The sequence below is a fragment of the Stenotrophomonas sp. 1L-E-5-B-C3 genome (assembly GCF_057292075.1).
The window spans coordinates 115,317-128,764 of sequence record NZ_JBXAWS010000010.1; the positions used below are offsets into that span (position 1 = coordinate 115,317).

16 protein-coding genes are annotated in these 13,448 nt (G+C 66.4%); 5 read left to right on the forward strand and 11 right to left on the reverse strand.

Annotation, left to right across the window (positions count from 1 at the left end; genetic code table 11):
• Nucleotides 1-266: 266 nt before the first annotated feature.
• Nucleotides 267-1,667, forward strand: a complete 1,401-nt coding sequence (locus AC0Z6F_RS14235; protein WP_100435117.1) for a serine hydrolase domain-containing protein — start codon at nucleotides 267-269, stop codon at nucleotides 1,665-1,667.
• A gap of 114 nt (nucleotides 1,668-1,781) precedes the next feature.
• Here AC0Z6F_RS14235 and AC0Z6F_RS14240 read toward each other — a convergent pair whose 3' ends face one another.
• The gene (locus AC0Z6F_RS14240; protein WP_065723908.1) at nucleotides 1,782-2,540 is read right to left on the reverse strand and encodes an SDR family NAD(P)-dependent oxidoreductase; all 759 of its coding nucleotides are present in this window, start codon (nucleotides 2,538-2,540) and stop codon (nucleotides 1,782-1,784) included.
• A 114-nt stretch (nucleotides 2,541-2,654) separates the two neighbouring features.
• On the opposite strand from AC0Z6F_RS14240, the gene AC0Z6F_RS14245 reads away from it, so the two are divergent.
• The gene (locus AC0Z6F_RS14245; protein WP_006384880.1) at nucleotides 2,655-3,569 is read left to right on the forward strand and encodes a LysR family transcriptional regulator; all 915 of its coding nucleotides are present in this window, start codon (nucleotides 2,655-2,657) and stop codon (nucleotides 3,567-3,569) included.
• Between the two features lie 62 nt (nucleotides 3,570-3,631).
• Here AC0Z6F_RS14245 and AC0Z6F_RS14250 read toward each other — a convergent pair whose 3' ends face one another.
• Nucleotides 3,632-4,171: a hypothetical protein gene (locus AC0Z6F_RS14250; RefSeq protein WP_046987800.1), complete on the reverse strand. Its 540-nt coding sequence runs from the start codon at nucleotides 4,169-4,171 to the stop codon at nucleotides 3,632-3,634.
• Between the two features lie 183 nt (nucleotides 4,172-4,354).
• Here AC0Z6F_RS14250 and AC0Z6F_RS14255 point away from each other — a divergent pair, with 183 nt between their 5' ends.
• Nucleotides 4,355-4,942: a hypothetical protein gene (locus AC0Z6F_RS14255; RefSeq protein ID WP_157804789.1), complete on the forward strand. Its 588-nt coding sequence runs from the start codon at nucleotides 4,355-4,357 to the stop codon at nucleotides 4,940-4,942.
• A gap of 4 nt (nucleotides 4,943-4,946) precedes the next feature.
• Here the strand turns inward: AC0Z6F_RS14255 and gcvH are convergent, their stop codons facing one another.
• From gcvH to nudE, 9 genes are all read right to left on the reverse strand, one after another.
• Nucleotides 4,947-5,342: a glycine cleavage system protein GcvH gene (gcvH, locus tag AC0Z6F_RS14260; RefSeq protein WP_046987801.1), complete on the reverse strand. Its 396-nt coding sequence runs from the start codon at nucleotides 5,340-5,342 to the stop codon at nucleotides 4,947-4,949.
• Between the two features lie 93 nt (nucleotides 5,343-5,435).
• Nucleotides 5,436-6,548, reverse strand: coding sequence for a glycine cleavage system aminomethyltransferase GcvT (gene gcvT, locus AC0Z6F_RS14265; RefSeq protein ID WP_012511868.1), 1,113 nt, complete (start codon nucleotides 6,546-6,548; stop codon nucleotides 5,436-5,438).
• A gap of 144 nt (nucleotides 6,549-6,692) precedes the next feature.
• The gene (locus AC0Z6F_RS14270; RefSeq protein WP_006385101.1) at nucleotides 6,693-7,136 is read right to left on the reverse strand and encodes an NfeD family protein; all 444 of its coding nucleotides are present in this window, start codon (nucleotides 7,134-7,136) and stop codon (nucleotides 6,693-6,695) included.
• Between the two features lies 1 nt (nucleotide 7,137).
• Nucleotides 7,138-8,097 carry an SPFH domain-containing protein gene (locus AC0Z6F_RS14275; protein WP_012511869.1) on the reverse strand — a complete coding sequence of 320 codons (960 nt, stop codon included), beginning with the start codon at nucleotides 8,095-8,097 and terminating at the stop codon, nucleotides 7,138-7,140.
• Between the two features lie 66 nt (nucleotides 8,098-8,163).
• Entirely contained in the window at nucleotides 8,164-8,466 is a 303-nt protein-coding gene (locus tag AC0Z6F_RS14280) for an Mpo1-like protein (RefSeq protein ID WP_006385112.1), read from the reverse strand.
• A gap of 210 nt (nucleotides 8,467-8,676) precedes the next feature.
• Nucleotides 8,677-9,006 (reverse strand): YnfA family protein, encoded by a 330-nt coding sequence (locus AC0Z6F_RS14285; protein ID WP_006385121.1) that lies wholly within the window; start codon nucleotides 9,004-9,006, stop codon nucleotides 8,677-8,679.
• Nucleotides 9,003-9,842 (reverse strand): nucleoside triphosphate pyrophosphohydrolase, encoded by an 840-nt coding sequence (mazG, locus tag AC0Z6F_RS14290; protein WP_065723906.1) that lies wholly within the window; start codon nucleotides 9,840-9,842, stop codon nucleotides 9,003-9,005. Before mazG ends, AC0Z6F_RS14285 begins: the two co-directional genes overlap by 4 nt.
• Nucleotides 9,843-9,855: 13 nt before the next feature.
• Nucleotides 9,856-10,659, reverse strand: coding sequence for a 3'(2'),5'-bisphosphate nucleotidase CysQ (cysQ, locus tag AC0Z6F_RS14295; RefSeq protein ID WP_485617365.1), 804 nt, complete (start codon nucleotides 10,657-10,659; stop codon nucleotides 9,856-9,858).
• Nucleotides 10,656-11,219 carry an ADP compounds hydrolase NudE gene (nudE, locus tag AC0Z6F_RS14300; protein ID WP_485617367.1) on the reverse strand — a complete coding sequence of 188 codons (564 nt, stop codon included), beginning with the start codon at nucleotides 11,217-11,219 and terminating at the stop codon, nucleotides 10,656-10,658. The genes cysQ and nudE overlap by 4 nt, the downstream gene beginning before the upstream one ends.
• Nucleotides 11,220-11,296: 77 nt before the next feature.
• Between nudE and bioA the strand changes: the two genes are divergently transcribed.
• Complete coding sequence (gene bioA, locus AC0Z6F_RS14305; protein WP_485617369.1) at nucleotides 11,297-12,688, forward strand: adenosylmethionine--8-amino-7-oxononanoate transaminase; 1,392 nt, start codon at nucleotides 11,297-11,299, stop codon at nucleotides 12,686-12,688.
• The gene (locus AC0Z6F_RS14310) at nucleotides 12,679-13,416 is read left to right on the forward strand and encodes a 16S rRNA (uracil(1498)-N(3))-methyltransferase (protein ID WP_485617371.1); all 738 of its coding nucleotides are present in this window, start codon (nucleotides 12,679-12,681) and stop codon (nucleotides 13,414-13,416) included. The genes bioA and AC0Z6F_RS14310 overlap by 10 nt, the downstream gene beginning before the upstream one ends.
• Nucleotides 13,417-13,448 lie beyond the last annotated feature (32 nt).

Consider the following 13,448-nt stretch of genomic DNA (forward strand, 5'->3'; position numbering starts at 1 on the left):
AAGGCGGTTGGACAGCGGCATGGCAGGCTCCGGCGGCGGTGAAGCGCGTACGTTAGCCAATGCACTGCAACATCGCCAGCACGGGGCACGCCGAAGGCTGCAACGCAGTGTCACGGACCGGTCCGGGCGACACGTTCCGATACATGCTTTCGAGGCGTCAAAATTCCAACTTTTTCAACGAGATGCGCATTCATCTTCGCTTTGTTTGTGCACAAGGGAAAAGCGGCGCTAGAATCGCCATCAGCAGTCGCGCACGGGTCCAACCGATGAAAAAGAACAGCCTGCGTCGTCCGATCCGTTCGGCGGCCACCGGTTTGCTGGGCATGTTGATGCCCGTTGCCTTGTCCACCACCGCGCAGACCCCGCCGCCATTGCCGCCGATGCCGACCAACATCGAGTCCGCTGGCGGCGCTGCTGTCGCCCACACCCAGCCGGCGGCCTACCGTACCGGCCTGGTGCCGCAGGTGCAGCTGCCAGCGGCCGGCTTCAACGTCGCCAACATCGAATCGATGGCGCAACAGCTGACCTATGGCGAGCGCGTGCCGGGCATGGCCGTGGCGATCGTGCAGGGTGGCCGTGTGCTCAGCGCACGCGGCTATGGCGTCACCGACGTCAACAACCCGCTGCCGGTTGATGCCCACACCGTGTTCCGCCTGGCGTCGCTGTCCAAGGCCTTCGCCGGCACCATGGCCGGCCTGCTGGTCAACGACGGCACCCTGCGCTGGGACAGCAAGGTCACCGACTATGTGCCGGGCTTCCGCCTCAACTCGCCGGAAGCGACCGACCGCCTGACCGTGGCCGACGTGCTCAGCCACCGTGTCGGCCTGCCCTACAACGCCTACGACCGCGACATCGAAGGCAACGCTGAGTACTACTCGCTGACCCAGAAGCTGGCCAACACCGGCCTGAAGTGCCTGCCGGGCGACTGCTACGCCTACCAGAACGTGGCCTTCAGCCTGATCGGCGACGTGGTCTATGCCGCCTCGGGCAGCTTCTACGAGCAGTCGGTCGAGCGCCGCATCTTCAAGCCGCTGGGCATGAACGATGCCAGCCTCGGCCTGGCCGGCATCCAGGCCAGCTCGCGCTGGGCGCGCCCGCACGTGCGCAGCCGCAACGGCTGGGTGTCACTGACACCGAAGCCGACCTATTACCGCGTCGCCCCGGCTGCCGGCGTCAACGCCAGCGCCAGCGATATGGCGCAGTGGCTGCTGGCCCACACCGGCCACCGTCCGGACGTGCTACCGGCGCCGCTGCTGGCGACCCTGCATTCCAGCCTGATCAACACCCCGGGCGAGATGCGTTCGGGCTGGCGCCGCGAGCGCCTGCACTCGGCCGGTTACGCGCTGGGCTGGCGCACCTTCGACTACGCCGGCCACGACGTGGTGTTCCATGCCGGTGCCGTGCAGGGCTATCGCGGCCTGGTCGCGCTGGTGCCGGAACGCGATCTCGGCATCGCCATCATGTGGAACGGCGAAAGCGGCCTGCCCAGCGGCCTGTTGCCGACCGTGCTCGATTCCGCGCTCGGCCTGCCGACGCAGCGCTGGCTGGACGTGGACACCGACTTCGGCAGCGACAACCTGATGGCCGAAGGCGCGAGCCCTGCGCAGCAGGACAAGCGCAAGGGCAAGGGCGCTTCCAGCAACCGTGCCGTGGCCTCGCCGCGCTGATCTGGCGGACTCGACGGTGAGTACGAAGGGCGGCCTGCGGGTCGCCCTTTTTGTTGGCTCGACTCTACAGATGCGAAGGGCAGTCGAGCATGGCTCGACTCTACAAACGCCGGGCTAATGCGCGAAGTAGTGCATGCCGCCGTCCACCGGAATCACCGCGCCGGTGATGTACCCGGCCAGCGGCGAGGCCAGAAAGGCCACCAGCGGCGCCACCTCCTCCGGATCACCAAAACGCCCGATCGGAATGTTGCGTTCGATGAACTCACGCCGGCTTTCCTCGGTGGGATGCAGGCGGTCCCGGATCTGCGCGCTGTTGATCCGTCCCGGCGCGATTGCATTGACCGTGATGCCCTGTGTGGCCAGCGCCGACGACAGCCCTTTGCTCCACAGATGCAACGCGGCCTTCGCCGCCGTGGCAGCGTTCACCGCGCGCGGCTCCATCGAACCACTGAGGTTGATCACCCGCCCCCAGCCCTGCGCCTGCATCGCCGGCAGCAGTGCCTGGGTCAGGCGGCGTGCTGCAGAGAAGTTCAAGGCCATGGCTTCCTCCCAGACCTCGTCGCCCGCATCCACCGTGGTCGGCCGGCCTCCTCCAGCCGCGTTGACCAGGATGTCCACGCGCTGCAGCGCCGCCAGCGAGGCATCGGCGATGCGGCGCACATCATCGGCATCGGTGACATCACCGAGCACGATGACCGGCGCGGGCGCGCCACCGCTTTCGATTTCCGCCGCCAGCGCCTGCAGCGGCTCCGCGCGCCGTGCACTGATCACAACACGCACACCCTGCGCCGCCAGCAACCTGGCGACACCGGCACCGATGCCACTGCCTGCACCGGTGACCAGCGCGGTGCGTCCTTCGAGGTTCAAGTCCATGGTGTTCTCCTGTGAGCATGGCCGGCACATCCGGCCCGTGCAGCGCATGCTCTTTGATCACCACTGATTGATAAACTCCGCGCAGGTTTCAGCATTCAACACCCGGGGTGTCAGATGAACCTGCTGGAGAGCATGCAGGTCTACGTGCTGATCGTGGACAGGGGCAGCCTCAGTGCTGCAGCAACGGCGATGGATATCTCCGCGACGATGGCCGGCAAGCACCTGCGTGCGCTGGAAGCACGCCTGGGCATGCAGCTGCTCAGCCGCACCACCCGGCGCCAGCACATGACGCCGTTCGGCGAGGACTACTACGCGCGCTGCAAGGAGATCCTGCGCCTGGTGGACGAGACCGATGCGCAGGCCCAGCATCAGCAGCTGGCACCCGCAGGAACGCTGCGCATCAGCGCCCCGGTAATCTTCGGTACCCATGCACTGGTGCCGGCGCTGGCCGAGTACATGGCCCGCTACCCGGACGTCCGTGTCGAGGCGACGCTGACCGACCGCGTGGTCGACCTGACCGAGGAAGGCTTCGAAGCAGCGCTGCGCATCGGCACGCTGGCCGGCAGCAGCGAGCTGGTGGCACGCGCACTCACCCCGTATCGCCTGATGATGTGCGCCTCGCCGGCCTACCTCGCACGCCACGGCACCCCGGATACCTTGCCGGCGCTCGCCTCGCATCAATGCCTGTCCTTCGAACCCAGCGCGCTCGCGCAGTGGCTGCAGGCCGGCGCTGGCGAGCTCGACCGAACGCCCGATGGCCGGCTGCAGATCAACAACGGCGAAGCACTGCGTTCGGCCGCACTGCATGGGCTGGGCATCGTGCTGCAATCGACCCTGCTGCTGGCTGCGGATGTCGACGCCGGGCGCCTGGTGCAGCTGTTCCCCGAGCACGGTCAGGCCGGTCGGCCGATGCACGTGGTCTACGCCCACGACCGCTACCGCTCAACCCGCCTGCGCAGCTTCCTCGACTTCCTGGTGGAGCGTTTTCCGCCCTTGCCGACCGCGTTCGCAACCGACATCCGAGCATAAAAAAACCCCCTCCCTGCTGGGCAACAGGGAAGGGGTTTCAGGATGCGGCTATCGGGAAGTACTTAGATCAGCGGCGCCGGGGTTGCCGGCAGAGCGACCGGAGCAGCCTTCTTCTTGCGGGCGGCCGGCTTGCGCTTGGCAACCTTCTTCGCTGCCTTCTTCGGGGCAGCCTTCTTGGTGGCCTTCTTCGCGGTCTTCTTCACTGCCTTCTTGGCGGTCTTCTTTACCGCCTTCTTTGCAGTCTTCTTTACTGCCTTCTTGGCGACCTTCTTGGCCGGCTTGCGGGCAGTAGCCTTTTTGGCAGTCTTCTTGGCAGTCTTCTTGGTGGCCTTCTTGGCTACCTTCTTGACGGCCTTCTTCGCGGTCTTCTTGACGGCCTTCTTGGCAGTGGACTTCTTGGCTACCTTCTTTGCCGCCTTCTTCACTGCCTTCTTCGCAGTGGTCTTCTTGGCGACCTTCTTCGCAGCCTTCTTCACTGCCTTCTTGGCGGTCGCCTTCTTCGCGACCTTCTTCACTGCCTTCTTGGCAGCGGCCTTCTTAGCGACCTTCTTCACCGCTTTCTTGGCGGCGGGCTTTTTCTTCGCAGCTTTCTTGGTTGCCATGGGATGGCTCCTCGTCAGTGATAGGGAGTTGAAACGCCCAGGTGGATCAAACCCGCGGATGCTGCGTGCGGGGACCGCCGGCGCGTCAGGCGCGCCGTTACGGATGCGGCAATGCCCGCCTCGATCGGCGGAGCGGGCATCGGAACGGGAGGTACCTTGCATTTCTCCGGGGGAAGCGGGGCCATGTCCACCGTCATCAGGGTCGCGGTGGTCTTGAAGGGGCTGCTTCGCATCGGACGATTGATTCTGCGCACTCGGTTGGGCAGGCAAGGTCTGCTGAGGCGAAACCTAATCACGGTTTTTTTTACTGTCAACAACCCCCGCGAAAAATTTTCACATCCGCGCCGTCCGCGGTGGCGCCTGCACGGTCGCTGCGGCCCGCCTGCAGCGACCGCCGAAACGCCGCGCACGCACGTTGCCTGCAACAACGCAGACGCAATCGTTGAACAAAAAGCACTTGAAATAAGCACTCTGCGCAGAAGCATGCATGTTCGTCGCCACAGCATCCATGCATCGCAAACAAGCATCACCGCTGCCGCCAACGCCAGCACAACGGCGCCGCAACGGGGGATCAAAAGTTTTCACATCCGGACACGCCAACGCGGGGTGGAAACGCGGATTTGCGCAAAACTGCGCATGCCATTCCGTGCCGTTCGTCTGCCCGCTGATGCCATGCGGAGGGTCGGCAGCGAACCCGTCGTCATGAGTCAGGCACGGTCGCCAAAACAAAAACGGCCACCCGAAGGTGGCCGTGTCCGAACCCGGAAGTGACGACTCAGTGGTCTTCGTCTTCCAGTGCTTCGGCGTACGCGTCCGGATCCAGCAGCTCGTTGAGCTCATCGGCGTTGGACAGTTCGACCACGTACATCCAGCCGTCGCCGTAGGCATCTTCGTTGATGGTTTCCGGCTTGTCCGACAGCGCCGAGTTGACCTCGACGATGGTGCCGCTGACCGGGCTGTAGACGTCGGAGGCGGCCTTCACCGACTCGACGACCGCGATCTGCTCGTTGGCCTTGGCGGTCGCGCCGACTTCGGGCAGCTCGACGTAGACCAGGTCACCCAGCAGGCCCTGGGCGTGGTCGGAAATACCGACGGTCACGCGGCCATTGCCTTCGACACGGGCCCACTCATGGGACTTGAGGAACTTGAGGTCGCCGGGGATCTCGCTCATGGGACTGCTCCAGAGATATGCAGGGGTGGAAAAAACGGGGCTAGTGTAACCAACCGGCCGCCACTGCTGTCAGTGACGACCGGCATGTTTGGATCAGGCGTCGCCAAGCACGCCGGGCTGGGCCTGGCCTTCGCGCACGAACGGGAACTTGACCACGCGCACCGGCACCTGCCGGCCGCGGATGTCGACAGTGACCTGGCCCAGTTCGCCGGCCGGAACACGGGCGAAGGCGATGCCCTTGGCCAGAGTCGGAGAGAAGGTGCCGGACAGGATCTCGCCCTGGCCACCGGCGGTGGTCACCGCCTGGCCATGACGCAGCACACCCTTCTCGTCCATCACCAGGCCGATCATCTGGCGTGCGTTGCCAGCGGCCTTCTGTGCTTCCAGCACGTCGCGGCCAATGAAGTCGCGGCCCTCGTCCAGCGACACGGTCCAGGCCAGCGCCGCTTCGTACGGGCTGATTGCTTCGTCCATGTCCTGGCCATACAGGTTCATGCCGGCTTCCAGGCGCAGGGTGTCGCGTGCGCCGAGGCCGGCCGGCTTCACGCCCGCCGCCAGCAGGCGATTCCAGAACGCGACCACGGCGTCCTGCGGCAGCAGGATCTCGAAACCATCTTCACCGGTGTAGCCGGTGCGGGCGACGAACAGCTCGATGCCATCGTCGGACTGCGCCTGCAGCGCGGCGAAGCGGCCCAGCTTGGTCAGCGCTGCACGGTCGGCTTCGCGGGCCAGGCCGATGACGATGTCGCGCGCCTGCGGGCCCTGCACGGCGAGGATGGCCAGGTCCGGGCGCTGCTCGACGGTGACGCCGAACGGCGCAGCCTGCTCGCGCAGCCAGGCCAGGTCCTTCTCGCGGGTGGAGGCATTGACCACCATGCGGAAGAAATCGTCGCCCAGGTAGTAGACGATCAGGTCGTCGATGACGCCGCCGCGCGGATTCAGCATGCACGAGTACAGGGCCTTGCCGGTCACCTTCAGCTTGTCCACGGAGTTGGCCAGCAGGCGGCGCAGGAACGGCTTGACCTGGTCACCGCGCAGGTCGACCACGGTCATGTGGCTGACGTCGAACACACCGGACTCGCGACGCACCAGGTGGTGTTCGTCCAGCTGCGAGCCGTAGTGGATGGGCATGTCCCAACCCCCGAAATCGACCATCTTGGCGCCAAGGGCGCGGTGGGTATCGTTGAGCAGCGTCTTCTGGGTCATGACCGGGTCCGGCAGCAGAGGAAACAAGAATCCCCATTATCCCAGATCGGTCGCCCGCAGGTGTGCCGCAGCGCAGCGCCGGAGCTGTAGAGCCGAGCCCATGCTCGGCTGCTCTTCGTGTGGAAGCCGAGCGTGGGCTCGGCTCTACAGGGGGCGGCCTGCGGCCTCGACCACCAGCACCGTGCCCTGCACGCTGAGCACCTTCACCCACGCGCCTGCAGGCAGTTCCGGACCAGTCACCTGCCAGGACGCGTCGTCGATGCTGACCCGCCCATGGCCATCAACGATCCCCTGCTGCAGTGCCACCACCCGGCCGATCAGTTGTTCCGTGCGGCGGTTGAGCAGCGGCGCATCGCTGGGCCGGGCGCGGGGCCGCCCCCAGCGCCGGTAGCATTGGATCGAGACAACGCTCAACAGCACGAAGGCAACCACCTGCCACAGCAGCGGGATATCGCCGAACACCGCCACCAGCACGAACACCGCCGCCGCGCCGATGCCGATCCACAGCATGAACGCCCCCGGTGCCAGCGCCTCGGCCGCGAACAGCAGCAGTGCCAGGGCGCCCCAGCCTACGACTTCCCAGCGCATGTCAGCCTCCGATCGGTGGTGGCCGCTTGCTGGCGGCCTTGCTGTCCTGGTCGGCCAGCGCCTGCTTGGCCAGCTCAGCCACGCCGGCAATCGAACCGATCACCCCGCTGGCCTCCATCGGCATCAGCACCAGCTTCTGGTTCGGCGAACTGGCCAGTTCCTTGAAGGCTTCCACATACTTCTGGGCGACGAAGTAATTGATCGCCTGCACGTCACCCTCGGCAATCGCCACCGACACCACCCTGGTCGCCATGGCCTCGGCCTCGGCCAGGCGCTCGCGGGCCTCGGCATCGCGGAACGCCGCTTCACGGCGGCCTTCGGCCTCCAGCACCGTGGCCTGCTTCTCGCCTTCGGCGCGCAGGATCTCCGACTGCCGTGAACCCTCTGCCTCAAGGATCTGCGCGCGCTTCTCGCGCTCGGCCTTCATCTGCCGCGCCATCGCATCCAGCAGGTCGCGCGGCGGCTGGATGTCGCGGATCTCGATGCGGTTGACCTTCACGCCCCACGGGTTGGTGGCATGGTCGACCACGCTCAGCAGCTGCGCATTGATCACTTCGCGCTGGCTCAGTGATTCATCCAGGTCCATCGAACCGATCACGGTCCGGATGTTGGTCTGTACCAGGGCGATCATCGCCACTTCCAGATTGGCCACTTCATAGGCGGCCTTGGCCGCATCGAGTACCTGGAAGAACACCACGCCATCCACGCGCACGGCGGCGTTGTCCTTGGTGATCACTTCCTGGCTGGGCACATCCAGCACCTGCTCCATCATGTTCACCTTGCGGCCCACCCCATAGACGATCGGGATCAGGAAGTGCAGGCCGGGCGTCATGGTGTGCGTGTAGCGCCCGAAGCGCTCGACGGTCCATTCATACCCCTGCGGCACCATCCGCACCGCCTTGAACAGGATCACCACGGCCACGAAGGCCAGTACCACGGTGAAGAACATGGTCGGGAACATCGCGCTTTCCTTATCTATGACGTCCAGGCCCCAGCATAGCGCGTGGGGGCGGCGGGCACAGCGAAGCTACCAGGGCACCCGCCCGCGCAGGATGTCGACGAACATCACCCAGTCGCCCATGAATGAATACAGCGGATGCCGGAAAGTGGCCGGGCGGTTCTTCTCGAAGAAGAAATGACCGAACCAGGCGAACCCGTAACCGCAGAACAGAGCGCCGATCAGGAGCAGCGGCTGGCCGCGCAGGATCGCGGCAGCGACCAGCAGCAGCACCCCGCAACTGCCGATGAAATGCAGCCGGCGCGACACCGGGTGGCGGTGCTCGTCCAGATAGAACGGATAGAACTCACGGAAGCTGGCGAAACGGGACATGCGCATGCTCCGGGGGCCGTGGTCACCGTCATCATGCGCCTTTCTGGGAGGGAAAGCGGCTTGGACGGCGTGGCCGATTCTGACAAGGCAGTGCATGATCCGGTGGCGCTGCCTTTGTAGAGTCGAGCCATGCTCGACTGGCCCTCTCAGTTGCAGTCGAGCATGGCTCGACTCTACATAGGATCAGAAGCAGTCGAGCATGACTCGCCTCTACACCGAAGGCGCGCGCGGGCCGAACATGATCACCGCCATCCCGGCCAGGCAAAGTGCGGCACCGAGCAGGTCCCAGCGGCTGGGGCGGATGCCATCGACCAGCCACAGCCAGAACAGCGCGGTGCCGATATAGACGCCACCGTAAGCGGCATAGACGCGGCCACTGGCGGTTGGATGCAGGGTCAGCAGCCACGCGAACAGGGCCAGACTGGCTGCCGCCGGCAGCAGCAACCAGATGCTGCCACCCTTGCGCAGCCACAACCACGGCAGGTAGCAGCCAACGATTTCGGCCAGCGCGGTCAGCAGGAACAGCGCAAGCGTCTTCACGCCTTCTCCGCCGCCTTGGCGTGCTGCCACAGCGCTTCCTGCGCATCCAGGTCCAGCGCGGACAGCGCTACCCCCTGCACTTCGGCCTGTGCTTCCATCGCGCGGAAGCGGCGTTCGAACTTGTGGTTGGCGCCACGCAGCGCAGCACCCAGGTCGATGTCGGCGTGGCGGGCCAGGTTGGCGCAGACGAACAGCAGGTCGCCCAGTTCTTCCTGCAGGCGCGCCTTGTTGCCGGCAATGTCGCCGCGCTCGAACTCTTCGCGCAGTTCCTGCAGTTCCTCAGCTGCCTTGTCCAGCACCGGCAGCGGGCCCGGCCAGTCGAAACCGACCTTGGCCGCGCGCGACTGCAGCTTCACTGCCCGCTGCCATTCCGGCAGGCCGCGCGAGATGCCGGCCAGCGCGGAAGTGTCCTGCTCGCCTTTGGCCACACGCTCGGCGCGCTTGATCGCATCCCAGTTGCGCGTCACCCCGTCGGCGTCATCGACGCTGACATCGGCGAACACGTGCGGGTGGCGGCGCTGCATCTTGTCGCTGATCGCGCGCGCGACCTCGGCGAAGGCGAAGGCGCCCTGCTCCTCGGCCATGCGCGCATGGAACACCACCTGCAGCAGCAGGTCGCCCAGCTCATCGCAGAGATCATCGAGGTCGCCCCGATCGATGGCATCGGCCACCTCGTAGGCTTCCTCGATGGTGTACGGGGCGATGGTCGCGAAGTTCTGCTCCAGGTCCCAGGGGCAGCCACCCTGCGGATCGCGCAGGCGCGCCATGATCGACAGCAGGCGTTCCAGTTCGTTGCTGGCGGCACTGCCGGTGGTGGGGGTGTCGTGCGCGCTCATGCAGTCTCCAGGGTCAATCGGACAACCAGTCGCGCCAGGGCAGGCTGGTGTCACCAAGGGCAATGAAATCACCGTTCAACAGGGTCTCGCGGCGGTTGTAGCGGAACGGCTTGCCGGTCGCCGCCGACAGCACCGCGCCACCGGCGGCGTGCAGCACGCACTGGCCGGCGGCGGTGTCCCATTCGGAGGTCGGGCCCAGCCGGGGATAGACATCCAGCCCGCCTTCGGCGATCCGGCAGAACTTCAGCGATGAGCCCTGCGCGATGGTTTCGATGCGGCCCATCCGCGCCAGCAGCGCTTCGGTTTCCGGCGAGCAGTGCGAGCGGCTGGCGGCGACCCGCAGTGGTGCGGTGGCCGGCGTACGGGTACGCAGCACGGTGTCGTGCAGGCCCTGGCGACGGTATGCCAGCTCACCGCGCATGGCATGCCAGACGATGCCGGTGACCGGCGCCAGCACCACGCCGAAGGCCGGTGCGCCCTGGTAGATCAATGCAATGTTGACGCTGAACTCGCCGTTGCGCTTGATGAACTCGCGGGTGCCGTCCAGCGGGTCGACCAGCCAGTAGGCGCCCCAATGACGGCGTTGCTCCCACGTGACCTGGGCCGACTCCTCGGACAGGATCGGCAGATCCGGGGTCAGCTGCTGCAGGCCCTGCTCGATGACCTGGTTGGCGGCCAGGTCGGCGGCGGTGACCGGGCTGTTGTCGTCCTTGAGCTGCACGTCGAAGCCATCGGCATACACCTGCATGATGGCCTGTCCGGCTTCCTGGGCGATGGCGATGGCGGTCTCGCGCAGGTCCGTGGTCAATTTGATCATCGCGTTCCCTGCAGCCACTGCCGGGCGATGAACAGCGCCGCCAGCGAGCGTCCCTCGGAGAAGTCCTCGCGCAGCATCAGCTGGTCCAGCTCGGCCAGCTTCCACGGCACCACTTCCAGTTCTTCCGGCTCATCGCCGGCCAGCTTTTCCGGGTACAGGTCGCGCGCCACCACCAGCCACGACTGATGGCTCATGTAAGTTGGGGCCAGGGTCATTGCGCGCAGCACGTCGACCCGGCGTGCACCGTAGCCGGCCTCTTCCTTCAGCTCGCGGTCGGCCGCCTGTTCGGGGGTCTCGCCACCGTCGATCCGGCCCTTGACCAGGCCCAGCTCGTAGCGGTGCATGCCAGCAGCGTATTCACGTACCAGCAGCACGGTCTCGTCATCGAGCATCGGCACCACCACCACCGCGCCGTGGCCCCGGCTGACCAGGCGCTCGAAGCGGCGGCGTTCACCATTGGAGAACTCCAGGTCCAGGTGCTGGCGCTGGAAGGGACCGTTCTCTTCATCGGTGATCCGATGGATGATCGGCAAGCGACGGCCGCCACGGTCATCGTTCATGCGGAATCTCCGCGGCGGCCGGCGCCTGCGCCGGGGCCGATAGAATGTGCAGGCAGCAACATGTTCATGAGCCCGAAATGCTAGCAGACCCAACCCCCTCCCCGCTGGTCGAGCACTGGCGGCAACGCGACCTGAAGGTGCTGTGGCACCCGTGCACGCAGATGCGCGAGCATCCACATACCCTGCCACTGGTCCCGATCGCACGCGGCCAGGGTGCCTGGCTGTTCGACCACGACGGCAACCGCTACCTGGACGCGGTCAGCAGCTGGTGGACCAACCTGTTCGGCCATGCCGAGCCGCGCATCGGCGGCGCCATCGCCGCCCAGGCCGGGCAGCTGGAACAGGTGATGCTGGCCGGCTTCGGCCACGAGCCGGCGATCACCCTGGCTGAACGCCTGCTGGCGCTGGCACCACACCAGCCCGGCCGCGAACCGCTGGCCAAGGTGTTCTATGCCGACAACGGTTCAGCCGGCGTGGAAGTGGCGCTGAAGATGGCGTTCCAGTATTTCCAGAACCGCGGAGAGCCGCGCCGCACGCGCTTCATCGCTCTCGAGAACGGCTACCACGGCGAGACCCTGGGCGCGCTGGCACTGGGCGACATCCCGCTGTACCGCCGCGTCTATGCGCCACTGCTGGCCGAAGGCCTGTTCGCGCCCTCGCCCGATGCCTATCTGGCCGAACCAGGGCAGAGTGCGGCCGACCGCGCCCGGCAGGCCGCTGATGGCCTGGCCACGCTGTTCGACCAGCACCCGGGCGAGATCTGCGCGGTGATCCTGGAACCGCGCCTGCAGTGCGCCGGCGGCATGCGGATGCACGACCCGGTGTACCTGCAGCGCGTGCGCGAACTGTGCGATGCGCACGGTGCATTCATGATCGCCGACGAGATCGCCGCAGGCTTTGGCCGCACCGGCACCCTGTTCGCCTGCGAGCAGGCCGGGGTGATGCCGGACCTGATGTGCCTGTCCAAGGGCCTGACCGGCGGTTTCCTGCCACTGGCCGCCGTGCTCGCCACGCAGGCGCTGTACGACGCGTTCCTCGACGACTCGCGCGAGCGGGCGTTCCTGCATTCGCACAGTTACACCGGCAACCCGCTGGCCTGTGCGGCCGCGTTGGCGACGCTGGACATCTTCCGCGACGACGATGTGATTGCCCGCAACCGCGGCATCGCCTCGGTGATGGGCACGCTGGCGGCACCGTTCAGCGACCATCCGCACGTGGCCGACGTGCGCCAGGCCGGCATGGTGGTGGCCTTCGAGCTGTCGCGCGATGGCAACAAGCGCACACCGTTCGACCCGGCCATGCGGCTGGGCCTGCACGCCTACAAGGCCGCGCTCAAACGCGGCGTGGTACTGCGCCCGCTGGGCGATGTGCTGTATTGGATGCCACCGTACTGCGTGGACGATGAACAACTGGAGCTGCTGGCACACACCACGCTGGCGGCCATTGACGAGGCGATTGCATGCGCGTGACCCGCTGCCCCATCGACCTGGCGCTGCACAGCGGCCAGACCGTGACCCTGCCGGAAGAGACCGCCAACCACCTGGTACGGGTGATGCGCCTGCGCGAGGGCGATACCTGTGTGCTGTTCAATGGCGATGGCCACGACTACAGCGCGACGCTGACCGTGGCCGGCAAGCGCGAAGTGCAGGTGCGCATCGACGCCGTGCAGGCCATCGACACCGAATCGCCGCTGGCGATCACCCTGCTGCAGGGCATCGCCCGCGGCGAGAAGATGGACCTGATCCTGCAGAAGGCCACCGAGCTGGGCGTGGCGGCGATCGTTCCGGTCAACGCCGAGCGCACCGAGGTGAAGCTCGATGCAGCACGCGCGGAGAAGCGCGTGGCGCACTGGAACAACGTGGTGACCTCAGCCTGTGGCCAGTCCGGGCGCGCGCGCATTCCGCAGGTGGGCCCGCCGTTGTCGCTTGCGCAGGCGGCAGCGGCACTGCCGGTGGATACGCTCCGGTTGACCCTGGATCCGCAGGGTGCGCACCGGCTGTCGACGATGGACGCCACACCTGCCGGGGGCATCGTGATTGCAATCGGTCCGGAAGGGGGATGGTCGCCACGCGACCGTGATCAACTGGCGGACGCTGGCTTCCAGGGCCTGCAGCTGGGGCCGCGCATCCTGCGTACAGAGACCGCCGGGCTGGCCGCGATCGCGGCGCTGCAGGCGCGGTTGGGCGATCTGGGGTAAGGCCCGATTTCTGGTAGTGCCGGCCGCTGGCC